Genomic DNA, 23720 nt, shown 5'->3' on the forward strand with positions numbered 1-23720 from the left:
TCAGCGAGCGGGGAGCTCGGCGGGCGGCTTTGCCTGTTCGGTGCTGAAGGACACCCAGATGTTGGGATCGGTCGTGCTCTGTCGCGCGATATATCGATAACTCGTTTCGTACCAGAACAGGATTTCCGGGGTCTGGTTGTCGAGTATCATCTCGCCGCGGTCGGAACGGACAGTCAGCACCGCGTGGCGGCCCTTGCCCGCGCCGCGCTCCTCGACTGTCGTGATCAGCAGCGCGCCCGCCGGCCACCCGGCCTTGGCCAGGAGCCGACGCTTGAGCAGGACAATGTCCTCGCAATCGCCCCGATCGAGCGGATAGGCCCAGCGTTCGGTTGTACCGTAGAGATCGGCGTCACTTGTCCACGTCACGCGATCGTTGGCGAACTTGTTGATCTCGTACAATTGCTTGAGCAGGGCAGGTGTCAGCGTGAGGTCGCGCCCCTGATCCGGCGCCGGCCGGCACTCTTCCGCGTTCGCCGCACAGAATTTCATCCAGCCGGTCGGCGCTCTTGTTGCGCTGCCGAGCGCCGCGAACAGCGCGGGACGGGCGAGGAAGGCGTGGGCAGGATAGGCGCCCAATAACCAGACGGCGGCCAAGCCGGTTACGGCGATGTTCCACGCTCGCACGCGCGCGGTTGCCGTCCACCCCTCCCAGCAGAATTTCGTCATGCCTGCCCCCAACACGATCACGGCGGGGAAGGTGGCAGAAACTGCTCGCGATCCTGCTAAGCAATTGGGTCAAATTGAACTGATCCATTCGATCACAGGCGGCGTGCGCGACCGGAAATGGTTTATGTCTCGTAACCGAGTGGTGTCTTGCGGTGTGAGCGCGAAGTGGAGGCTGTCAGAACGGGGAGTCCTCGGGCCATCGCAGTGCATACCATTGACCGGCTGCGATCTGGCCCCGGCTCATTTTCGAGGCTACCGCGTTGCGCAGGCGCGCATAGTTTTCGCGCACGCCTTTTGGCGCCCGTGCCGCGGCCAGATTCAGCCACTTGTAGGCCGCGACCTCGTCCTGGGGAACGCCCTGGCCCTTGTCATAGGCGAGGCCAAGCAGATATTGCGCCGTGGTGTCGCCCTGTTCGGCCGAGCGCCGGTACCAGTAGCTCGCTGCATCATAGGCCTGTGGAAGGCCTTGCCCCGTCGCGTACATGAAGCCGACCATGGCTTGGGCACGGGCGTTTCCCCGCTCGGCCAGCGGCAGCAGCCGCCGCGCGGCAGCGTTGAAGTCGCCGCGGGCGAATGCGGTCCCTGCCGTCGCGTGCGTGTCCGCGCGGGCAGGGGTGGCCGCAACGACTGCGAGAACGGCAGCGACAACAATGAAGCTCGTGGACTTGATCATGTCACCGTTCCAATCCCGACTCGCACGTCGCGCAATCGTGTTGCGTCCGGTTCATCGGTAGCTGGCCGGCCCAGACTGCCTGGGGCCAGCTGCGCTGATCGAGCCGCGCAGCTTCGTACGTAACTCCTCCGCCACGAAATGTGCGTCGGCGCCGTCGCGGATGATCTGCGGACGAATAAACATGATCAGCTCGGTACGCTTGATCGTCTTCTCGGTCTGTCCGAAAACGACGTCGCCAATGACGGGAATCTGATCGAGGCCGGGAATCGCCGACCGGTTCTTGTTCTGGGTGTCGCTGATCAGGCCCGCCAGCAGCACCGTTTGTCCGCTGGCAACCGCCACCGAGCTGCGGACCTTGCGGGTCGACACGGTCGGCGTGAGCGAGTTGGTCGCGGTCGACGAGGATGACGTTGACGTCGAACTGCCGACGGGATTGCTGATCTCCTGTTCGATGTCGAGCCGGACATTTCCATTGGCGTTGATGCGAGGCACGACGCGCAGGATGATGCCGGTGCTGCGATAGTCGGTGGTATTGGCAACTGTGTTGTTTCCGGTCAGGACCGTGGCGCTGCCCGTCTGGATCGGAATCTCGTCGCCGACCTGCAGGGTCGCGATCTGATTGTCGATCACGACGACCGAGGGGTTCGACAGCACCTTCACATCGGTGATCGCATGCAATGCGTTGAGAACCGCCCTCGGCGTGGATGCGGAGCCCACCAGGAAGTTGAAGCCCGGAATTGCGCGATTGAGCACGACGTCGCTGGCCACGGCAGCGACCGCGCTCGCGCCGTTATAGCCGAACGACCCGGTATTGGGCTTGAGGCCGAGGTCGCGGCTCATGATGTATGACTGGATTCCGTATTGCAGGTCGTCGGTCAGCGTCACCTCGGCGATCGTCGCGTCGATGGAGACCTGCAACTGCGGCTGGTCGATCTCCTTGATGGTCTGCTCGATCAGGCGGTATTGCTCCTGACTGGCGTAGATCAGCAGCGTGTTGTTGACGCTGTCGGCAGTGATGCGCACCCCGTCCAGCACGTTGCCGGGGCCACCACTGCCCGATCGTCCTGCGCCCTGGCCACCTGCCGCATTGTCGAAAGGACCGCCACCTTGCGTATTGGAGGCCGAGCCATACCCGGACTGATTTCCGGAAGCGGCATCGGCTGTCGCTGCGCTTGCCGTTCGGCTACTTGATCCAAAGCCACTGGATGATTGATTGTTCGGGCCGGCCGAGAGGCGGTTGAGCGCGCTGCCGCCGCTCGAGCTCGATGCGAGGCCGGATCCGGGCGCGACCTGTCCGCTCGGGCTATCGAGCGGCGAGGATGTCGATCCGGACGTGCTGCCGCCGCCGAAGACGTCGTTGAGCACCTTTGCGATCTGGCGGGCGTCGCCGAACTTCACGCGGTACACGTGCACGGCGGAACGACCCGTATTGGTGGTATCGAGGCGGCGTATCCAGGTGCCGACGCGTTGCAGGATCTCCGGCTTTCGCGTCACCGCGAGCACGGCGTTCATTCTGGCGATCGCCTGGAACTTGACGAGGTTCTGCGACATGCCGCCTTCGCCGGAGTCCAGGATCTTTTCGAGCTCGGCGATGATTGGGCCGGGATTGCTGTTCTGCACCGGGAAGATGCCGGCCGATTGCCCCTTCATCCAGTCTGCGTCAAAGCTGAGCACGAGGTCGACCGCATTTCGACGTTCGCTGCCGCTGCCCTGAATCAGGATCACATTGCGATTTGTGTCGGCGCGGATCATCCCCGGCTTCACCGCGAAGCTGTCGACGAGCTTCAGGATGGTTTGGGCCGAAGCGTATTGCAGCGGCACGAGTGAAATTCCGTAGCCCGGCGTCATGCGGTCGGCGACGTCCGCAGCCCCAGTTCCGACGGCATCGGCCTGCGGCATCAGGCGATAACCGGTATCGTCGCGCACCAATGCGACACCGCCGATCCGAAGCGCGTTTTCCAGTGCGAAGGCGACATCGGATTTCGGGATTGGCCGGCCCGATGACAGGCTGATGTTGCCCTGGACACGGGGGTCGATCACGTAGCCGACGCCGAGGATGTCTCCGAGTACGATCTTGGCGACGGAGGCGATCGGCGAATTGTCGAAATTGAGCTCGAAACGATCGCCGCTCACCGTTGCCTGTTGGGACGAGGTGGCCGGCGCGGCATCATCACTGGGCTCCGCAGCGTAGATCGCGGTTTTGGCGCGAGGGCCGGTGCTGAGCTCGCGCTGCGGCAGCTGGTTGGGATAGCGCGGCAGCAGATCGACCGAGCGAACCTTCTCGAAGACATCAGGATCCTTGGTGTCGGCATCGGCAATGCCGCTCACGGTGTTGCAGGATCCGAGCAGCATGCAGATCAATGCGCACGGGACGAACAAGCCGATCCGGAATGCTGTTCGGCTCACTTTCTGCCTCACTTACGCGCCGCCTGCCGTTCCGCTTGATGAGCGGGCGAGCTTCAGGGGATAACGTTTGCTTAATCGTGGTGTGTGACAGCAGTGTGTTATGAATCTTATGTATGGCAACGGCGTTGCGAACGTTTGTTATCCATCGGGACCTCGTTGTTCGCGAAGCGGCGAAATTTGCAGCATTTCAAGTGATATGTCGTTTCTCTTGGCGTATCATTACTTGTCCAGGGCAATGATGTGACGACCACATCGTCACATTTCCAATGGAAAAAGTAAGGTAAACGGCGCGCTCGCCGTGATGCGGCTTCAAGAGTGACCCCGGTACACGTTCATGGCCCTTCCGAGTGCGCACGAGTTTGCTGCTCAGTTCTGTCAGAAAGCCGGGCTGAAGGCGGAGTCCCACAAGCCCGGCGCGCCGAACGGCGCCGGTGGTGAAGGCAGCCTACGCAGGCTCTGGGAAATCAGCGAATTGTCGGCCAGCGAGTTTGCCGATGAAGTCGCGCGCTTCTTCGGGCTGCGGCGGACGACGTTTCAGGAGATGATCGCTGCGGAATCCAGGGTGCAGCAGTTCTCGCGGCGCTTCCTGCGCGAGATGGCGGTCTTCCCCTGTCAGCTGCCCGAGGCTGGTCCGGTCCTCGTTCTCGCCGACCCAACCGACCGCGCGTCCATACAGGCGGCCGCCATCGTGCTCGGGGCGACACCCGCCATCAGGGTCGCGTCATTCGAGGATATCGCCACCGTGCTCGACCAGCGTCTCGGTGAGGAGGAGAGCGCAACCACCGAGGCCGCCACCAGTGCGACGGTGCATGACGACGACATCGACAATCTGCGCGACCTCGCCAGCGGTGCGCCCGTGGTCCGCGCCGTCAATGACATGTTTGAAACGGCCGTCGAGTTGCGCGCCAGTGATATCCACATCGAGCCGGGCCGCAACGCGTTGGTGATCCGGATGCGCGTCGATGGTCTCTTGCGCGCTGTCGGGACGCCGAACGGCGTTCCTCCGGCCGCGGTGATCTCGCGCATCAAGATTCTGGCAGGCCTGAACATCGCCGAGCGCCGGCTGCCGCAGGACGGTGGTGCGCGGGTGCGGGCTGCACGGTCGGAGATCGACGTGCGCGTCGCGATCATGCCGACGCAATATGGCGAGTCCGCCGTCATCCGCCTGTTACCGCGCGACCGTGCCCTGTTGTCCATCGACAAACTGGGTTTCCTGGCCGGCGATCAGGCCAAGCTCCGTCGCATGCTGGCGCTGCCGCACGGCATGATCATCGTCACCGGCCCGACCGGCAGTGGCAAGACCACGACGCTTGCGACCGTGCTGTCGCTGCTCAATGAGCCGACCCGGAAGATCCTGACCATCGAGGATCCCGTCGAATACGAGATCCCCGGGGTCTCGCAGTCCCAGGCCAAACCCTCGATCGGTTTGACGTTCGCGACGGCACTGCGCTCCTTCGTGCGTCAGGACCCCGACGTCATCATGGTCGGCGAGGTCCGCGACTCCGAGACCGCGCACGTCGCCGTGCACGCCGCGCTCACCGGCCACCTTGTGCTGACCACGCTGCATACCGAAACCGCGGCCGCCGCCGTGCCGCGCCTGCTCGATCTCGGCGTCGAGGCGTTCCTGCTGCGCTCGACCTTGCGTGCGGTGATCGCGCAGCGCCTGGTCCGTCAGCTCTGCGAGCGCTGCAAGAGCAGCCGGTCGCTGACCCACGCCGACGTTGAGGCCGATCCGCGCTACACGGCGGTCGGCTTGTCCGTCGGCAATGTCATCTTCGAACCCGTCGGCTGCGAACGCTGCGGCAATGTCGGTTATCGCGGCCGTATCGGCGTGTTCGAGGTGCTGGAGATGAACGAGGAAGTTCGCGCGCTGGTCGAGGAGCAGTCGGACTGGGAGTCCATCGACAAGGTCGCCATCCGCAACGGAATGACGACGATGATTGAGGATGGCCTCGCCAAATGTCTTTCGGGTATGACCTCGGCGGCGGAGATCCTGCGCGTGACCACCGTGCGGTGACGAGATGCCGAACTTCCGCTATCGCGCACTGACGCAGAAGGGAGAGGTGGTCTCCGGTTCGATCACTGCAGCCAATCTCGCTGAGGTGGCCCAGCGCATTGAATATCTCGGGCTGGTCGCGATCGATGCCGGTCCTGAGGAGGAAGCCAAGGGGTGGTCGCTCTCGCTGGCCTCGCTGACGCTGTCGAAGCCCGGACCCGCGGACGTCACCATCTTCACCCGCGATCTTGCGCTGCTGCTGAAGGCGGGCGCACGCCTCAACGACGCGCTGGAATTGCTCGCCAACGACATGGATGTCGGCCGGCTGCGGCCCGTGATCAGCAACATAAAGACCGCGATCCTCTCCGGGGAAAGCTTCGCCGAGGCGCTCGCGCGCGAGCCGGCATTGTTTCCGCCCATGTACATCGCGCTGGTCAGGGTCGGCGAGATGTCGGGCGGGCTGGACCACATCCTGGAGACGATCGGGATCGAGCGCACGCGTGCCGAAGCCTTGCGTCGCAAGGTCACCGGCGCCCTGCAATATCCCGCGTTCGTGCTGCTCGCGGCCGGCGGCGTGCTGATCTTCTTCGTGACATTCGTGTTGCCACAATTCTCGGCAGTGCTGCGCGACTTCAACGCGAAGACAGATCCTGTCATCGAGGTGTTCCTCACCCTGTCTGACATACTGCGCGGCCACGGCTTCGGGGTCGGCGCCGTCGTCGCGGTCGTTGTGATCGGCGGCTGGCTGGCCTGGCGCAGGCCTACCGTTCGCGCCAGCATCGTGACACAGTTCGCGCGGGCGCCCGTGATCTCGACCGTGATCGAATTCCATCGCGCCGCGCTGTTCTCGCGCAACCTCGGCATCTTGCTCGGCAGCGGCGTGACGCTGACGGCAACGCTTCGTATCCTGATCGACATCATGACTGCGACCGGCAATGTCTCGGCCTGGGCCGCGATGGCCGACCGCGTCCGCCATGGCGGCAGGCTTGCAGACGCGCTGGCCGCTTCCGCCGTGCTGCCACCGGTCGCAGTGCGGATGCTGCGGCTGGGCGAAGAGACCGGGCAATTGCCGACGCTATCGGGCCGGGTCGCGGAGTTTTACGAGGAGAAGCTGCAGCGGCAGCTCGATCGCGTCGTTGCCATCATCGGGCCCGCGGCGATCATCCTGATCAGTGTCGTGGTTGGCGGTCTGATCGTGTCGGTTATGACGGCACTGCTGTCAGTGACGCAAGTCGTCGGTTGAGAAGGGGAGGGTTCGTTATGGTCGGCTTTTCGGGGAAGGCGCCAGTTCCTCGACCGAGGCGTCGTCGGCGCCAGGGTGAGGACGGCTTCACGCTCGTCGAGATGCTGGTCGTCATCACCATCATCGGCATGATCATGGCGCTGGTCGGTCCGCGGGTGCTCAACTATCTCAGTGAATCGCGCGTGAAAGCCGCCAAGATACAGCTCCAGAGCTTCAGTAGCGCGCTCGACCTCTTTTACCTGGATGCCGGTCGTTTTCCGACCGGCTCGGAAGGGTTGGCGGCACTGGTTCGTCCAGTCAGCGGCGTGACGTCCTGGAATGGTCCCTACCTGAAGGGCGGCTCCGTTCCCAACGATCCATGGGGCAACCCCTATGTCTACAAGCAGCCTGCAGAACGCACGCCCTACGAGATCCGCTCGCTCGGCTCCGATGGTCAGGAAGGCGGAACCGGGACGTCAGCCGATCTCTCGTCGGGGCAGAATTGACGCGGCCGAAGCGGGTTTCACGCTGCTCGAAATGGTGTGCGTGCTGGCGATCGTGGCCATGCTTGCGGCCATCCTGCTTCCGCGCATGCCGACCGCGACGTCGCGACCACGACTCGAGGCCTACGCGGTTGAAGTTGCGGCCTTGCTCAAGGCTGACCGCAACGCCGCCGTGTCGCGCTATGGTGCGGTGAGCGCCGTGGTCGACGCACGGGCGCGGACCGTGAGGTCGGGTTCAAGCGCATGGATCGTGCAGGTCCCGCAGGATGTGGTGTTCGATGCATTGCTGCCCCAGCGCTGCAATGGCAGGCCAGCACTCTCGACCATCAGCTTTTTTGCGAGCGGGATGTCCTGCGGCGGCACGATCCGGCTGACGCGGTTCGGTAGCGCGATCGAGGTGCGCGTGAACTGGTTGACGGGAGGCGTGGAGATTGTCCCGCAAGATGTCATCTAAGCGCAAGGGTGAGCGCGGCTTCACGATGATCGAAGCCCTCGTGGCACTCGCACTCGTCATGATCGGGTTGGCGGCAATCGGGACGCTGGCCGCGACCAATTCACGCGGCGCATGGAAGCTCGAGCAGCGGGCGGCGTTGGCCGACGCGGCGCGGCTGGTCGCCTCAACGATCCCGCGCGCGGGCGTCGCGATGCCGGAGGATCTCGCGGGAAACGTCGCCAGTCATCGCTGGCAGATGCGGGTGACGCCGTTCGTCGGCGAAATTCCGGAGATCCCGGAATCGCGCTTTATTCCGCAGCGTGTCGAGCTCCGCGTGCGGTCGCCGAGTGGCGCCATCTTGTCGCTTGAGACGGTACGCCTGCAATTGAGGAGCGGTGGCGGATGATCCGGTCCGATGTCCACACGCGACGTGCCCAGCGCGGCTTCACATTGTTTGAAGCCCTGGTTGGCCTTGCCTTGATGGGACTGATCATCGGCTCGCTGGCCTCGGTGACCGCGCAGTGGCTTCCGAGCTGGAATCGCGGAATCCTCCGGGCGCAGCGTAACGAGCAGGTGGCGATCGCGCTCGATCGCCTGGTGGCCGACCTGTCGGCGGCCGATTATGTGGCGTCCGGCCGATTGATGGGCCCGCTGTTTCGGGGGGAGGCGAAGGGCGTCATGTTCGTTCGCTCCGTGGTCGGCCCGAACGGCCGGCCGGGCCTCGAGATCGTGCGGATCGCGGAGCTGACCGACAGCCGCGGCCCGCTGCTGGTCCGCACACGCGCGCCCTTTGCGGTGCTTCCGAACGGCGATCCATTGCTGGACTCCATTCCCTTCGCCGATCCGGTCGTGCTGCTGCGCGCGCCGTTTCGGGTTGCCTTCAGTTATGCCGGCCCCGATGGCAAATGGGAGAGCAAATGGCCTATCGGTGAGCTCCCTGCGTCGGTTCGCTTCGAGGTCAGGGACGTCGAACGCGGGACGGTGACGTCCACGGCGGCAAGGATCCACGTGGACATGAGTGCTCCGCGGCCAGATCCATCCAACCAGCCTGAAACCGCTCAGGTACAGCCAGGGAATGGATCAACGCGATGAGCGGCGCGGCATCGACCGGCAAGGGCGGATTTGGATCGTGCGATGGGTTCATCGTCGTTGCCGTATTGTGGATGCTCGCGGGGCTTGCAGGCCTTGCCGCAGTTGCTTCTCTCTACATGGCACGGTCTGCCGCTGCTCTCTCTTCGCTCGATGCGGCGACACAGTGGGAGCTGCTGAGCTCGGCGGGTCTCGAGCTTGCAGCTTATCAATTGTCGGCGCCCGTGACGGTTCGTCGTCCGACGCATGGCGGATTTGGTTTCAGGCTGGCGAATTCGCTCGTACGGGTCGAGTACATGTCGGAAGCTGCCCGGATCAACCTCAACATGGCGCCGCGCGCCATGATCGTGAGCCTGTTGGCCTCGCTGGGCGCGCCGGCCGAGTCTGCCGACCAATACGCCGATCGCGTCATCGCGTGGAGGAGCGCGCCAAGGCCAGGCACCCAGGATGACGAGCAGGAGCTCTATCGCCTCGCCGGATTGAACACGCTGCCTCGACGAGGACCGTTCAACAGCACCGACGAGCTCTGGCTGGTGCTTGGCTTGCCCGTCGAGCTGGTCGAGCGTGCGATGCCCTTCCTCACCGTCTATAGCGGCATTGCGGAGGTCAACGTCCTGGATGCGCCTCCGGAAGTCCTCGCGGCATTGCCGGGCATGACTCAGGCAAGACTCGATGCGTTCCTGGGGCAGCGCGATGATCTTCCGCGGGACGATCCCGCGTTCGTTATCGGCGCCCTCGGCGGGAAGCAACCTGGAGCGACAACGGCCGGAAGCGAGGCTTATCGTGTCCGGATGCGGATCTCGCTTCCCGACGGCCGACAACGGACACCGGAGGCGGTCATCCTGATTTCGGGTCCTGGAGAGAAGGAGGCGTTTCGCGTGCTTGCCTGGCAGGATGAGATCGATCCATACCGGGGAGGACGGCCAGCGCCGTCGGCGAACCGATGAGCCTTCCCACTCAAATCACAGCGGCGCTCTCGCTCTGGATCGAAACCGTTGTGCGGACGGTGAGCGCGTGGCTCGAGAGTGCACAAGGTGCGCGGCGGATTGCGGTCTCGGAGGATGAAGCGGATGTCTTCACGCTTCGCCTTGCATCAAAAGCGAGGAAGGATAGTGACCTGCCACCCTGCCGGATCAAGCTCGCGGAAGGCGGTTTGAACGGGCCGTTGCCGTCGGAATGGGCCGCGGCGATGCGAGGCGCGAGTGTCGACCTCATCCTGCAGCCGTCGCGGTTCGTTTTCCGGCCGCTCGAGCTGCCGGGCAAGGCGGCAGAATTCCTCGACGGGATCATTCGGTCGCAGATCGATCGGCTGACACCGTGGAATGCAGCCGATGTCGTGTTTCATTGGACACCACCGCAGGGCGTCGCTGATGATCATATCGCCCTGACCGTGGTTGCAACGGCCCGCACCGCCGCGACTTCGCTTGCGCAGATCTTCTTGGATCTGGGAGCCGCGGGCATCGAGATTTCGCCTGCCTCCAGTTCCGAACGGGTCGTCGTCTACGACCGGCGTGTCGCGGGACTTGCCAAATCCGGCCGCCTGCGGATCGCGCTGGTCGCGGTGCTGGCGACCACTGGCGTGTCGGCCATGCTGTCGACAGGCATCGGTGGGTTCATCACGGATTCCTACGATTCGGAGCTGCAGCAAACCCAGCGCCGCATCGCAGAGCGCCGTGCGATCGCAAGAGGTAACCAGGACGGATCGGGCCGTTCGCCTCTCGACCTGCTGGTGCGCCGGAAGCAGACGGTGCCGTCGGCCGTCCTCGTGATGGAGGAACTGTCGGCGATATTGCCCGACCACACTTACACGACCGAGATGCGAATCGAGGGCGATAAGCTTCAGATCACGGGGCTGACCCAGGACGCGCCGTCGCTGATCCAGATCCTGGAGCAGTCGCGGCAGTTCGTCAGCGCGGGGTTCTTCGCTCCGACGACACGGGCAGCCAATGAGCCGCGCGAGCGCTTCCACATCGAGGTGAGGATCAAGCCGCAATCCGGTTCGGGCATATGATCAACATGCAGAAGTTCGAGGCTATGCTCACCCGGCACCCGCGCGGCGCGGTTGCCGCCTATGTCGTTCTGGTGGCTTTGTTTACCTTCATGACGATCCAGACTGTGCTCGAGGTGCTGCAGAGCCGCACCGATGCGGCTGCGGCAGCCGATATCCTGCAGGCCCTGGAGTCCCGAAATTCGGCTCGGCCATTGGCTGCCAAATCGGACATCAGCGTGCCGATGGGATCGCCCTTCCTGGAAGGTCCGACTGTGTCAGTTGCAGGAGCGACGCTGCTGCAGCGGGTGCTCAGCGCCACCAAACGGGTCAACGGCAACACGTTGTCGTCGCAGGTCGACACGCAGGGGCCGCTATCGAAATCCGGCTTCGTCGCGGCGACGTTCAACCTCGAAGTCACGGCCAATTCGCTGCAGATGCTGCTCTATGACCTCGAGGCCGGCATGCCCATCCTGTTCGTCGACGAGCTCGTGATCCAGGCACCTACCACCGGTGCAGCGGATAACGGCAAGCTGCGGGTGGTCCTTGGCGTTTCCGCGCAACGGCAAGGCGCAAAGTGAACCGCAAGATCGATGGCAGTTGCCGTCGGCATCAACCGCGAAGATAGCTCATCGGCCTTCGCGCCAGGTCTGGGGCCGACGCGAGAACGGAGGGCAGAGGCGCCTTGGGCCTGAACAGCAGTAACAGCAACGCCATCGCAAAGGTGTCGCCGAGGCTGAGGAGTTGCGGTTGGAAAAACGCGCCGAACGACAGGCCGGCGAGTCCACCGAACCGGGCGCTGTCGAAGCGGCGCTGCTGCCGGGTTTTGCCTGCGGATTTGCTCGCTTCGATCCCCGCGGCGGCGAGGCTGCATGCGAGAAAGAAGATGATCAGCCCGCCGCCGGTGATGCCGAATTCGAGCAGGAGTTTCAGATAGCCATTATGACCCGCCTCGTCCCCCAGCGCCCGCTTGAAGCCGATGCCGAGCGGATTGCTGGAAATCGCAGCCATTGCAAGATTCCAGCGTTCGTCTCGTCCCGAGAAGCCCGAGGAAAGACCTCGGGTGGGTTCATCGAGTGCCAGGACTTCGACGATCTGCGGCCAGAACACGATGCCGGCAACGACGGCAATGATCAGCGCCGGGAGTTTCCCCGGGCTCAGCGGGTCGAACGTCATCTCGTGCAGGACAAGGGCGGTCATGCACCCGATCAGAGCAAATCGAGAGCTGACCAATGCGATCATGGCCAGGCACAGCATCCGCACGACAAGGCCAAGGGTGCCCGGTCGAAACTGGGAGAAAATGAATGCTGCAAGCAGGGGCGCAGCGAAGAGATTTGGCTGGATGGCTCCGACAGTGCGGTCCTTCGGCCAGCCCAGGATTGCGATTGCCAAAATGCCGAACGAGCACAGGATCACGGCCGCGACACCCATGCATCGCTCGAAATCAGCGGGATCGAGTGTCCAGAGAACGGACAGCGTCAATATCGTGACCAGGAGCAGAGCAGTGTAGAAGATTCCGGCAAGCGTGGCCAGCTCGCTGTCGTGGAGCTGAAGGCCGAAGGAGAGGCAGATCACAAGGAGGATGGCGAGCTGCGGATAGTTCATCCGGCCGACGGTCGGGACGAACCGGGAATGAAAGGCAATGGATATCGTCGAGAGAAATGCGGCCAATCCGATCACCTGATAGACGATCTGGGTGGCGCTGGTCGCATATGCAGCTGCGGCCTCGGCGAAATTGACATTCTCGCCGATCAGCGGATAGCTCAGAAGCGCGCACCATGCCCAGAATGCGACCGATGCCGCAATTCCGGAGCTGCGGGCGAAGGAGCGCTTCATGCGGACGTCTCCAGCCCTGCCGCCGTCTGAGCGGTCGCTCGCGACGGCACGCGAATATGGTCGACCAGGATGTCGACCTCAAGATCCCTGATCATGTCCGCGATCTGGTCTTCGCCGAGCGGTTTGGCTTCGACGAAGAGATTTCCGGGGTTGGCCTTGATGACACGGCGGTCGAGCTTGGCGGCGCCCGCGATGTCTCCTTTGTTGAAGGACAGCGCTCGATCCAGAATTTGCCCGTCGTCACGCATCGCCGTCCGTCCAATCACGCCCTTCTAGGGGCGGATTTGAACAGAACTGTGACAACGTCCAGTGCGATATCAATGAATGTGACTCTGATATAGCGGAATGATCATATCCTGTCATCCGTTGATGATATTCCTGCGATAGTTCATCTGTCGACGGTGTCGGATCAGAATTGGTGCAGGTGGAGGAACTTAGAGCAACCGGTCGATCGGAGGCCGCGCAGATTGCGGCTGCGCCGTTCCGTGCTGCGGATACCGGGCAAAACCGCCGCGCTATTGTCCATTTGCCGCATATCGCGAATCTGGGACTGTTGATCGTCGGCATGGCGGCCGGTCAGGGCGCGATATTCGCCGTTCAGACCTGGCTGCTGGCGAACGGGCGGTTCGAGCTACTCTCCTGGTTCGGCACCCACTATTCCTTTGCGATCTTCGGCATCATTCTCACCGACGGCGGCACGAGCACGATCCTTGCCCGCGACATGGCTCGCTTGTCGAGCAGCCAGGAGTCGTCAGACGAATTCTGGCGGTCGTTTTGCGAGATTGTCGTGTTCAGACTGTCGGTCGTGATGCTGCTGGGCCTCGTGGCTGCCGCCTACATCGTCACGGTGGCAACCGACGGATTTTCCCGATCCTACCTGTTGTGCATCCTGCCCGGATTGTTGCTATGGGCCGGCAACGCGACAGGCTTGCTCGATGGCCTCAAATTGTCGGGCATCAGCGGAGTGACAGGCTCGTGTGCCTACGTCGCCTCCGCGGTCGCTCTCGCTCTCGCTCCGAACGCATCTCCCGAGACGGCCGGTTTGATCCTGGGAGGAGCCTTTTCCGGCGGGTACGTCCTGACGGTGCTGGCGCAGTGGATGATCCTGAGCCGATTTGGCTGGACCCCTCGGATCAAGCAAGTGACGTCGGCCGGTCTGATCCTGACGTTCAAGAACGGCGCGGCGATGTCGTTCCAACTGGTGCCGGGTCAGATCGGCTGGCGTGCCCAACTCGCGTTGAGCGCGGTTTATCTCGGCTCCGAGACGACGGCTGTGCTCACTTACGTCAAGCAGATCGTCAACGCGGTGACGATGATCGTCATGATGGTGGTCCGCGTCGACTTTCCCGGCCTGGTCCAGAAGGTCTCCCGTACGACAGAGCCGAGCTTTCGAACGATCGCTGAAGCTCAGAAGACGACGCTCGCCTGCGCCGTTGCCTTCACGGTTGGCGCAATCCTGGTCTCCTCGCTGTCTTACATCGTGCCGCAGAGCCGCTTTGCCGCCGCGGCCCACGCCCTCTTGATGTTCTCTCCCACGATATTGACCACCGCATTCTCGGCCATGATGGCGCAGGGAATGGTCGCGCTCGGCGCATACGCCGCGGTGGCACGAATAACGACCATAGGGGCCGCGGCCGGGATCGCTGCAAGTTGCCTTCTCGTCGGACCTCTAGGTCTCTATGCCATTCTGCTCGGGGAATTGGTATCGCATGGTCTGGGATTCGTGCTGATGCATATTGATATCTCGCGATTCAGTCGCCTTGCGGGATCGCGGTTCGAACGCATGTGATGCGCCCTGCGCCCGCGCAGGACGGGGTCGATCCCGTGCTGCGCCAGGAGATTCGTGGTCCGTTCCGTGCGGACATCGCTCATGTCACCCGGACGACATGCCGGCGAGTTACCAATGATCGAGATATGATAGGGGCGTAACATTATTCACCGCGTCAAACACTTCCATCTCGGCAAATACCTGCGTGCGGCATCCACGCCCGATTTCTGGCCGGCGCTGGCGAAGGGCGTCATGCCGGGCATCGAGCATACCGAGGCCCTCGCATGCATCGATGTCCGGAGCGTGATCGACGTAGGAGCCAACAAGGGACAGTTTTCCCTCGTGGTCAGGTCCCGATTCCCCGAGGCCGAAATTCACGCATTCGAGCCGCTGGAAACCGAGTTTGAGATCTTCAAGTCGGTCGTAGCGGGGCCGGTGAAACATTACGCGGTGGCGCTTGGCGCAGAGCCGGCAACGGCCAGCTTCTACGTCGCGTCGCGGCCCGACTCGTCCTCGCTCTTCAAGCCCAGCAAGGACCATGAGCGTGTCGCCGGCGTCACGGTGGCTTCGTCACAGACTGTCCCGGTCGTGCGTCTAAAGGACGTCATTGATGTCAGGACCCTGGCTGGCCCCGTTCTGATGAAGCTCGACGTTCAGGGCGGCGAACTGGACGTGCTAAAAGGGGCGGCCGACGTGCTGCCCTTCGTCGACACCATCTACACCGAAGCCTCATTCGTAAGCCTGTACGAGCATCAACCTCTGGCCGGGGAGATCATCGGCTTTCTGGCAGAGCACGGGTTTGCGCTTCGCGGGGTGTTCAATCCCTCGGTCGAGCCGGACGTCGGTCCCATCCAGGCGGATTTCCTGTTCGTCAAGGCGGGCGCCGACGGCGCGCCGGCGGAATCCCGTTACCGAAAGGATGTCCTGGCCGACGCGGTTTCAGCCCGCCGGTAGCGCTGACGCGGCAAAACTCCGATGAAAATTCTCAGGATCGTCTCAACTCTCAATCCGGAGGCCGGCGGCCCCGTCAGCGTATTCAGCGCAGCGGTGATATCCGTCGCCGCCGCAGGAGCCGATATCGAATGCCTGACGCTGCTGACGCCCGGCAAGGACATCAGCAAATTCCCCGACTACGAGCGTATGATCGAGCGCGGCGTCAAGGTGCATGCGTTCCGGAACGTCTCTGAGGCGATCCCGTTCCTCGCTCGTTCGATAACGTCGTTCGACATCGTGCATGTCGATGGCTGCTGGGATCCGCTGTGCGTTCTCGCGATCTCGATCGCCAAGGTGGCGGGGCGCGCGATAGTTGTCACGCCGCACGAGACTCTCACAGACGAGGAGCTGCAACGGACGAAATCCACCCTTCGACTCGCGATCAAGCGATTGCTGAGATTGTACTATCGCGCGGTGATCGACAGTATCGTGTTTTCGTCGGCGCTCGAGCAGCGGGATTCACTCAGGCATCCCAACGCCGTCGTCGTTCAGCATCCCGTGTTCGATGACACCAACGGGGCAAGTCCTGCCGCGATCCGCGAGGGATTTGCGTCGGCCGGCCGGATACAGCTCGGCTATCTTGGCCGGTTTCATTTCAAGAAGAAGATCGAGACCATCGTGTCCGCGGCCGTTCGGACTGCAGATGTCGGGCTGCTGGTCGCGGGAAGCGGACCAAAGGACTATGAGGAGTCCATCCGAGCATTGTCGGGATCCGAGGACCGCGTGAAGTGGCTCGGGTTCGTGCAGAAGAGCCGGAGAGAGGAGTTCTTTCGAAGCATCGATGTTCTCGTCCTCGCTTCCGAATACGAGTGCTTCGGAATGGCTGCGGCGGAGGCGTTGATACGCGGGATACCGGTGATCGTAAGCGAGCGGGTCGGCATCGCGGACGACGTGCGCGCGATGCGGGCGGGATTCGTGGTCGAGGGAGAGGTGGAATCGCTCGCCAGCGCGTTCGCCGGATGTTCGAAGCTGGCATTGGCGCAATACCGAGAGATGCAAGCGAACGCGTTGACGGTTGCGAAGCTCTATTCCTTCTCGGCGCATGCCGATGCCCAGCTCAGTGTTTACGCTGCGCTCCGAGCCTAAGCGCGATGAGATTTGGATGAATCGTCATCGCGCTTTAGTTTGTTGTTTACGCATGATCTTTCCGGAAAACCGCTTCGCACTTTTCCGGATCATGCTTTAGGTCGCACTTCGGTGCAAATCACAACGTCTTCAAATCGTGAGGTGAGCCTGCGGCAATCGTAGCGTTCACGAGGCTGTCAAGCAGGTCGCGTAACAGGAGAGCCGCCGAAGCGCGCTAGCGCCACGAATGGAGTATCATGTGCTGCAACAGCATCTGCCCCCAACGTCTCCGTTCTGCGACGCGGCCGATTTCCTGGTGTTCGACAACTTTCCCGGGACCTCTTCGATTTTGAACGGGAAGCCGCCGGTCGTAGGCTCCGGCACGTGGAGCGTCGCCGGAAATCCAGATCGTACCCTGTCGGGGGGCGGGTATCTCTATTTCGGACCTGGAGGCGGTCTTGATACCGCCTACGCGCAGATGGCGCTGAGCGAGATTCCCGGCGAGATCGGTTGCACGTTCCAATATGACTCGGTGGCGCCTACGCCGACCTTGTCATGCTATCCCGCTCTTGGTGGCTTCTCGCAAAACAACTTTCATTTCCAGGTCGGTCCAACTCAATTCGGCTTTACGTTCTGGAAGAACGGCGTTGCCTCGAACATTCCAGCCTGGAATATCAGCAACCTCTACAGCCTTTCGCCGAACGAAATCTATACCTACCGCGTGTTCATGGATCCACCCCGCGCGCATGGTTTCCTATTCGATGCCGCCGGCACGTTAATTGGTTACTGCACCATCGACGAACCCAACATGGCCGCGGTGATCGGGCCGTTCATGTTTGTCCAATTGTTCAACAACAGTCTCAAATACCGCTCTGTCTGGGCCCGCAAGAAGGCCGTCAATTCCGCCTTGGCCAACGCATCGTTGATGCGCGCCGGGGCCCTTCACATCGGCGGCGGAGTGCCCTCAGGAGTGTTCTCGGCGCGTTATGATGGATCGACCGAAGATCAGACGCCCGCGATGGCGGCGACGACTCACGACGCTGAACTTGCCGTCAAGGCCGAAACGCCCGGATATGGCGCTCGCCTTATTCTATCGGCATCGGTGACGCCGATGGCGATAGGGGGCGCAACGGTCTCCAGCGGCGGCTCCGGCTACCAACCCAACGATCTGCTGGCGGTGAACGGCGGCACCCTGCATTCGGGCGGCACGCAGGCGCAACTGAGAGTGGGCAGCGTCGGTACCGGTGGCGCTGTGACCGCGGTATCGGTCGCAGTGCCGGGTCTGTACGATGCGCCACCGCCTTCAGACGCCTCTGTATCGCCAATCACGGGTGCAGGCGCCGGCGCGAAGTTCAGGCCGACGATCATCGGAACGACGCCATTCTCGTCCAGCATCGAGCTTACAGCTTTGCTGGAGATGATCTTCAAGGATATTGATGGAATCCCATGGCTGACGAAGCCCTTGTTTAACGGGAATCCGGATAGCAGATATCCTCATGTCCCTGGTGGCGTTCGCATCGGCGGCGCCGCCGGGCCATTCTGGGTCTCCGGAACCGGAACGCCCGAAGGCAGCGTGGTTGCGCCGGTCGGATCGCTCTTCTCCCGGACGGACGGCGGTGCCGGATCGACGCTCTATGTCAAGGAGAGTGGGGCGGGCGCGACTGGCTGGAGGCCAGGCTGGCGCGGTCGCCCAACTACATCCGGCCGATCTTGAGCCGCCACTTCACTGAATGGATGACCTTGCGCGGAATCTCGCCCGCGACCGCGATGCTCTTTCGCAGCCCCGGGGATCGATACATGTCCGGGACAACCAGATCGGTCACAAACAGCTTGTACTTGTTCTCGCGCAGCAGCTTGCCGTAAAGCTCCGCGGCCTCGGCGTTTCTGACGTATAAGAGGATGTTGTTCTTGTACCAGCCCAGCACATCGTCGTGTTCGGCGACTTGGGGACGAACGACGTCGATCGGCGTGTAGCCGTTTGCGATGAATTTCCCTGCCCAATAGCTTTGCCATTGCTCGTTGATGTGGGACGAGCCCCCTTGTTCGGGGATGGCCGCTCCGAACAGCACCCGCGGCGCCGCGGCGCAGAGATCGGCAACAAAACCGTCTGCCCGTGCCTCGGAGAGATGCTCTCCGACTTCACATGACATGGCCAGATCGAACGTTTCGGACAGCCGGATGGGTTGCTCGAGCTCCATGGCTCTGAACTCCATGTCGCGGCACACCAACATGTCGGGCTTGACCCAATCTCCGTCGATCCCCAGCGCTCTGACATTTCCGAGCTCCCGGGCCGCACGCAGCCAGGCACCCGTGCCGCAGCCGAAATCGACCACGGACTTGATCTCGAGGATGTCGAATACGACGGAGAGAACCCTGACGGCCGACGCGTAAGAGGTATCCTGCAGGTCCTGGTAGAAACCCGCGTTGTAGGTCGCTGCTTCCGTCATGGATACCTCTTGGCTGCGTCGTACGTCCGGAGAAAAAGAAGCGAGCTATTCACTTCGACGTCGGCCGGGCAGGATGACGCCGGACAATCGCGCCCTCCGAGAGCAGTTCTATATCCGGAGGATGTGACGGTCGATTGCGGCATCATTCCCTATCGTCTGCAATGTTACTCTTTGCTCAAGCTGACGCTGCCCGTGTGACGGCGCGCGCGACCTGCAGTGATGCGATTGACGAACTCCGGCCTGCGGCGGCTGCCGGTCGTCACCTGTTCGATCGATCGAACCGGTATAGCGGGCTGGGCAGGGCGAGGGCCTCCGACCGTTGGCTGACGCTGAAATGCGAGGAACTCGCGCTCGAGCGAACTCACGATTGATGCGCGATCCCATCGCTGTTCGGCGCGGGCACGCGCGACAGCGCCAAGGTGAGCCCGCAGGGCCTCATTGGTCGCCAGCGCAACGATTGCGGATGCCAGTGCCTGCGCGTCGCCGGGGGGGACGACGAGACCGGCGCCCTCCGTTTCCAACGCGATGCCTGTCTCTGGAGCCGCCATGGCAACGACCGGTCGTCCCGACGCCAGCATGCCTGCAAGCTTGGACGGCAGCATCAGGTCTGAGACCTGAACCTTTTGCGGCAGCAGATGAATGTCTGCGGTGTTAAGCAGCTCCGAGAAGCGCTCGCTGGGCTGGAGGTCGAGGAAGTGGACGTTGTTCAGGCCCTCCGCCATCCGGGTCAGCGCCGGCTTGACCGGACCGTTTCCGCAAAGGACGTATTGCAGTGATGGATGGCTGCTGGCGGTCGCGGTGGCGGCGTCGATGATCAGCTCCAGCCCCTGCTTGTTCGACATCGCACCGGAGTACAGAGCCACGATATCGGTCGGCTTCAGGCGCAGATCCGTGCGAAGCCTGGTCTGGTTGGAGCCGGGCACGATGACGCGCGTATCGATCCAGTTCCGGAATTTCCCCAGCCTTTCCGGCGCGATCCCTTTGCGCTGCAGACAGTCCATCATTTGCGGCGAGATCGTCGAAATGCGATCGAACATGCCGAGGATCGACCGCTCTGCGACGAGCATGAGTTTGCGTGCCATGCCGGTCTTTCCGAGCATCCCGAGCTCGAGCGCGGCATCCAGCTCGAGATCCTGGACATGGAGCCAGGACGCCGCACCCGTCATTCTCGCGACGATTGCCCCGATCGGAGCGGAAAGCAACGACGGTGCGACTGCGAACACGACGTCCGGACGCCATCGCAGAGCGGTCGAGACGACCGGAATTGCGGCCGATACCAGGAATGATGCGTGGTGGAGCAGTCGTTTCGCCCCCGATGGTTGGCCCGGCACGTAGATGGGGGCTCGAATGACGGTCACGTCGTTGATGCGTTGACGGTTGTACCATCCCGAACGATATCCCGGGGGGATCTTCCAATCGGGATAATAAGGAGGCGCTGTCACCACGCGGACGTCATGACCCGCGGCAGCCAGGCTCTCACACAACTCAGTATTATACTTTGCAACACCGATAAGATCGGGGGCGTAGTTTATCCCAATCATCATGATCCGCATGATCGTCCCCACTTGGCCAAGCGAAGCCGTTCAGCGTCCGCGTGGCGGACCCGACTGAAACGTCATGCGGCATTTCCCACTGCCTGGTAGGATCGACTGCAACAGCCCCACAGCCCCAGCGCAGGCAAACTACAAGATCGACGCTCCAGCACAGCTCTGAGCCGTTGCGCTGAAGCGTGATATCATTTCATGTGTGACAGTATCATAATAATGATGCGAAATTCACCGGGTGGCGGCGATTGTGGCTCGAACGACCAAGCTGCTGGCACGCGCATCGTCAAACTGTAATGTTGCTCTGTTAGTCGTCACATCAAGTATAACATGGTGATGGCGGGGCTGAAATTTCGAGGGATTGGACGAAGGTGTGTCGGGCCGCCGATCCAGTCGGGGGCTTGGCTGGTGAAGCGATACGCCCGGCTTGCTGAGGCATACGCAATCCCGCCCGACTGCACACGCAGTTGATCCTGACGCGGAAGTCGAGGCCGCATCGCGGCGCTCGGAGATCGTGCGCAGGCTGTTTCGAATTCGCCGGTCAGCGAATTGCCGGATGCGTGAGGGCTGCGTCGACGCCGAAGTTCTGATCTTCCCTGCTTTCGAGGTAGTTCAGGAACGAGGCGTCGCTATGTCTTATACCTCCCCATCGTCATCCGCGGTGCTGCCGACCGTTGAGCGAGAGCGGTCCGCACTCGATGCGGGTCAGTGGTGGAAACCGGTCGTCGGCTTCGTTCTCCTGTTCGTGGCGGTATGGCTGTCGCTCTATACGGCTTACATCCTGCTGCCGTTCATGCGGCCTGGTTCCGTCGTGATCGCGGATGCGAAGTTCGACACCCTGGTACGGGGGCACATGTTCGATTCTGAGCACCGCTACCGCGTCATGGTATTCGGTCACAGCAAGGCGCTAACGTCCGTGCGGCCGCGCGAGCTCGATGCGGCGATGGGCGCTGAATTCCGGTCCTATAATCTCGGCCTTCCCGGCGAAGAGCAGTTTCTTCCCATTCTGGAGGCTGCGCTGGAGGCCGGCAACGTTCCGACGCATGTCTTCCTGACGCTGCCCTGGGATAAGAAGCTCGACAAGCCGGGCCTCATGGAGTTCCTGCGCAACGATCTCGAGATCGCCAAGTCGGTGATGCCGTTCCGCACCTTTCCGCGCGATGCCGTCATGTTCCTATTCATGAACAGGAACAGGCTCGCAGAGGCGGTTCATGACGTCGGCGAGCAGCACGACAACATGCTCGAAGAGCGCGGCTACTACTTCATCAAGTCGCAGAGCCACTACGCCAATGATCGCCTGCCGGATGACTACGCGCTGCCGTCGGATCGTCCAAACCGCATCGATCAGCGCAAGTTCCCGGAAAAATCCTATGTGCGCTCGCGTCTCGATCAGCTTGCGACGAAATACGGCTTCGAAGTCGTCTTCATTCCGGTGCCGCACCGGATCGGCGAGTTCGCGCCTGCACCTGCCGCGGACAACGCCCGGCTGACGACCCTGTCGGATCACCCGCGCATCCGCATCATGGGACCGGACTATTACAACTATCCGCCCGCGCTGTTTGCCGATCCCGTCCACATGAATCTGCAGGGCGCGCTGGCCTACACGGCTGATCTCGCGAGGCTCCTGAAGAGCACCGGAGTGGTCGACTGATGCTGTTCAATTCCTTCGAGTTCTTCGCATTCTTCGCCGCCTTCCTGGCGGTGTATTTCTCGCTGCCGGCGCGCATGCAGCCGTTCATCATGATCATCGGCAGCTACATGTTCTACATGGGCTGGCGACCGTCCTTCGCGCTGTTGCTCGCGCTCACCACGATCGTCGACTACACGACCGCGCTGGCGATGGCGAATGCGCGGACGGAGTCCGGGCGCAAGGCCGCGATGATCACGGCGCTGACGATCAATCTCGGCGTGCTCGGCACGGTAAAGTATCTCGACTTCATGATCGCGAACGTGATCGGACTGTCCGGCCTGCTCGGCCACCATCTGCCCGACTACGCGCTTGGCATCATCCTGCCGGTCGGCATTTCCTTCTACACGTTCCAGTCGATCGGCTACACGCTCGACGTCTACAACCGCCGTATCGAGGCCGAGCGAAATTTCATCGCCTACGCGCAATATGTCGCATTCTTCCCCCAGCTCGTGGCGGGGCCGATCGAGCGCGCGCCGCACATGCTGCCGCAATTCCACCGCGCGCAGAGCCTGCGATTCGAGAACATTCCGCCCGGGCTCTGGCTGATCGGCTATGGACTGTTCAAAAAGATGTGCATCGCGGACGCCCTGGCGCCGATCGTCAACGGCATATTCGCCGAGCCGCAGGCCTATTCCGGCACGTACAATCTGATCGCCGCGCTGGCCTTCATTCTCCAGGTCTATGGAGACTTTTCGGGATATTCCGACATCGCGCGCGGAGTCGCCCGGATCATGGGCTTCGATCTGATGATCAACTTCCGTCAGCCGTTCTTCTCGACCAGCATCAGCGAGCTCTGGCGGCGCTGGAATATCTCGCTGATCTCGTGGTTCCGCGACTATCTGTATTTCCCGCTCGGCGGCAGCAAGGGCGGCGAGGTCAAGGCGGCGCGCAACATCATGATCGTCTGGCTGGCGAGTGGCCTGTGGCACGGCGCAGCGTGGACCTATATCGCCTGGGGCTTCTATTACGGCGTCTGGCTGCTGGTCGAACGCTACGTGTCGCGAGCGATCCAACCGGAAAAGTGGCTCGGACCGAGATTGTCGACCGTGCTCGGCTGTTTCTGGGCGGTTTCGATCTTCACCATGGGCGAGATCATCTTTCGCGCGCCGACCTTTGGCCATGCTGTCGCGATGTTCCAGAGCTTCGGAAGCTTCGGACCTCTGTCGTACGGCACGTTCAAGGTTCTGGGCTTGCCGAGTTTCGAACTCGCCACGCTGTGCGTGTCGCTCTGTGTCCTCTTCATCATCGACTGGCATATCGCCTATCGGCCGGACCGGCTCGTCGCGCTCGCGTCGTTGCCCAGGCTGCCGACCGCCGCCGGCGTCGGGCTCTGCTACTACGTTTTGCTTTTCGGTGTGATGGGCCGGATAGAGTTCATCTACTTCCAGTTTTAGGGCTGACC

The 23720-nt window shown here is 62.4% G+C and carries 22 protein-coding genes; 15 read left to right on the plus strand and 7 right to left on the minus strand.

All coding sequences use genetic code 11. The features are described 5' to 3' along the window. The 3 genes from ACVJ19_RS24650 to gspD all read right to left on the minus strand — a co-directional run bounded on the left by ACVJ19_RS24650 (position 1) and on the right by gspD (position 3745). Positions 1-666, minus strand: a complete 666-nt coding sequence (locus tag ACVJ19_RS24650) for a transglutaminase-like cysteine peptidase (protein WP_453951691.1) — start codon at positions 664-666, stop codon at positions 1-3. Between the two features lie 175 nt (positions 667-841). Further along, entirely contained in the window at positions 842-1339 is a 498-nt protein-coding gene (locus ACVJ19_RS24655; RefSeq protein WP_453951692.1) for a tetratricopeptide repeat protein, read from the minus strand. Between the two features lie 51 nt (positions 1340-1390). Next, positions 1391-3745, minus strand: a complete 2355-nt coding sequence (gene gspD / locus ACVJ19_RS24660; RefSeq protein WP_456739448.1) for a type II secretion system secretin GspD — start codon at positions 3743-3745, stop codon at positions 1391-1393. A gap of 334 nt (positions 3746-4079) precedes the next feature. On the opposite strand from gspD, the gene ACVJ19_RS24665 reads away from it, so the two are divergent. From ACVJ19_RS24665 to gspM, 9 genes are all read left to right on the plus strand, one after another. After that, positions 4080-5762 carry a GspE/PulE family protein gene (locus ACVJ19_RS24665; protein WP_453951694.1) on the plus strand — a complete coding sequence of 561 codons (1683 nt, stop codon included), beginning with the start codon at positions 4080-4082 and terminating at the stop codon, positions 5760-5762. Positions 5763-5766: 4 nt separating this feature from the next. Further along, a complete protein-coding gene (locus tag ACVJ19_RS24670; protein WP_453951695.1) occupies positions 5767-6984 on the plus strand; it encodes a type II secretion system F family protein in 1218 nt (405 codons plus the stop codon). Between the two features lie 17 nt (positions 6985-7001). Further along, a complete protein-coding gene (gspG, locus tag ACVJ19_RS24675) occupies positions 7002-7469 on the plus strand; it encodes a type II secretion system major pseudopilin GspG (RefSeq protein WP_453951696.1) in 468 nt (155 codons plus the stop codon). Further along, positions 7414-7920 carry a pilus assembly FimT family protein gene (locus ACVJ19_RS24680; protein WP_453951697.1) on the plus strand — a complete coding sequence of 169 codons (507 nt, stop codon included), beginning with the start codon at positions 7414-7416 and terminating at the stop codon, positions 7918-7920. Before gspG ends, ACVJ19_RS24680 begins: the two co-directional genes overlap by 56 nt. Next, positions 7910-8305: a type IV pilus modification PilV family protein gene (locus ACVJ19_RS24685; RefSeq protein WP_453951698.1), complete on the plus strand. Its 396-nt coding sequence runs from the start codon at positions 7910-7912 to the stop codon at positions 8303-8305. The genes ACVJ19_RS24680 and ACVJ19_RS24685 overlap by 11 nt, the downstream gene beginning before the upstream one ends. Continuing rightward, a complete protein-coding gene (locus ACVJ19_RS24690; RefSeq protein ID WP_453951699.1) occupies positions 8302-8991 on the plus strand; it encodes a PulJ/GspJ family protein in 690 nt (229 codons plus the stop codon). Before ACVJ19_RS24685 ends, ACVJ19_RS24690 begins: the two co-directional genes overlap by 4 nt. Further along, entirely contained in the window at positions 8988-9935 is a 948-nt protein-coding gene (locus ACVJ19_RS24695) for a general secretion pathway protein GspK (protein ID WP_453951701.1), read from the plus strand. Before ACVJ19_RS24690 ends, ACVJ19_RS24695 begins: the two co-directional genes overlap by 4 nt. Before the next feature lie 206 nt (positions 9936-10141). Continuing rightward, positions 10142-10999: a PilN domain-containing protein gene (locus tag ACVJ19_RS24700; protein WP_456739449.1), complete on the plus strand. Its 858-nt coding sequence runs from the start codon at positions 10142-10144 to the stop codon at positions 10997-10999. Further along, positions 10996-11556 (plus strand): type II secretion system protein GspM, encoded by a 561-nt coding sequence (gene gspM, locus ACVJ19_RS24705; RefSeq protein WP_453951704.1) that lies wholly within the window; start codon positions 10996-10998, stop codon positions 11554-11556. The genes ACVJ19_RS24700 and gspM overlap by 4 nt, the downstream gene beginning before the upstream one ends. Before the next feature lie 31 nt (positions 11557-11587). Here gspM and ACVJ19_RS24710 read toward each other — a convergent pair whose 3' ends face one another. Both ACVJ19_RS24710 and ACVJ19_RS24715 read right to left on the minus strand, forming a co-directional pair. Continuing rightward, positions 11588-12811 carry an O-antigen ligase family protein gene (locus tag ACVJ19_RS24710; protein ID WP_453951705.1) on the minus strand — a complete coding sequence of 408 codons (1224 nt, stop codon included), beginning with the start codon at positions 12809-12811 and terminating at the stop codon, positions 11588-11590. After that, on the minus strand, positions 12808-13059 hold the full coding sequence (locus ACVJ19_RS24715; RefSeq protein ID WP_453951706.1) for a hypothetical protein: 252 nt from the start codon (positions 13057-13059) through the stop codon (positions 12808-12810). The genes ACVJ19_RS24710 and ACVJ19_RS24715 overlap by 4 nt, the downstream gene beginning before the upstream one ends. Positions 13060-13229: 170 nt before the next feature. On the opposite strand from ACVJ19_RS24715, the gene ACVJ19_RS24720 reads away from it, so the two are divergent. The 4 genes from ACVJ19_RS24720 to ACVJ19_RS24735 all read left to right on the plus strand — a co-directional run bounded on the left by ACVJ19_RS24720 (position 13230) and on the right by ACVJ19_RS24735 (position 18351). Beyond that, positions 13230-14600 carry a hypothetical protein gene (locus tag ACVJ19_RS24720; RefSeq protein WP_456739450.1) on the plus strand — a complete coding sequence of 457 codons (1371 nt, stop codon included), beginning with the start codon at positions 13230-13232 and terminating at the stop codon, positions 14598-14600. Positions 14601-14831: 231 nt separating this feature from the next. Further along, positions 14832-15533 carry an FkbM family methyltransferase gene (locus ACVJ19_RS24725; protein WP_453951709.1) on the plus strand — a complete coding sequence of 234 codons (702 nt, stop codon included), beginning with the start codon at positions 14832-14834 and terminating at the stop codon, positions 15531-15533. Between the two features lie 21 nt (positions 15534-15554). After that, complete coding sequence (locus ACVJ19_RS24730; protein ID WP_453951710.1) at positions 15555-16658, plus strand: glycosyltransferase family 4 protein; 1104 nt, start codon at positions 15555-15557, stop codon at positions 16656-16658. A 238-nt stretch (positions 16659-16896) separates the two neighbouring features. After that, positions 16897-18351, plus strand: coding sequence for a hypothetical protein (locus ACVJ19_RS24735; RefSeq protein WP_453951711.1), 1455 nt, complete (start codon positions 16897-16899; stop codon positions 18349-18351). Here the strand turns inward: ACVJ19_RS24735 and ACVJ19_RS24740 are convergent. Both ACVJ19_RS24740 and ACVJ19_RS24745 read right to left on the minus strand, forming a co-directional pair. Then, positions 18332-19084, minus strand: a complete 753-nt coding sequence (locus ACVJ19_RS24740) for a class I SAM-dependent methyltransferase (RefSeq protein ID WP_453951712.1) — start codon at positions 19082-19084, stop codon at positions 18332-18334. The genes ACVJ19_RS24735 and ACVJ19_RS24740 overlap by 20 nt on opposite strands. A gap of 164 nt (positions 19085-19248) precedes the next feature. Further along, positions 19249-20637, minus strand: coding sequence for a WcaI family glycosyltransferase (locus ACVJ19_RS24745; protein ID WP_453951713.1), 1389 nt, complete (start codon positions 20635-20637; stop codon positions 19249-19251). 622 nt (positions 20638-21259) lie between these two features. On the opposite strand from ACVJ19_RS24745, the gene ACVJ19_RS24750 reads away from it, so the two are divergent. Together ACVJ19_RS24750 and ACVJ19_RS24755 are read left to right on the plus strand one after the other, a co-directional pair. Continuing rightward, positions 21260-22279 (plus strand): hypothetical protein, encoded by a 1020-nt coding sequence (locus tag ACVJ19_RS24750; protein ID WP_453951714.1) that lies wholly within the window; start codon positions 21260-21262, stop codon positions 22277-22279. After that, positions 22279-23712, plus strand: a complete 1434-nt coding sequence (locus ACVJ19_RS24755; RefSeq protein ID WP_453951715.1) for an MBOAT family O-acyltransferase — start codon at positions 22279-22281, stop codon at positions 23710-23712. The genes ACVJ19_RS24750 and ACVJ19_RS24755 overlap by 1 nt, the downstream gene beginning before the upstream one ends. Positions 23713-23720: the final 8 nt, after the last annotated feature.

This window comes from Bradyrhizobium sp. USDA 376 (genome assembly GCF_054063675.1).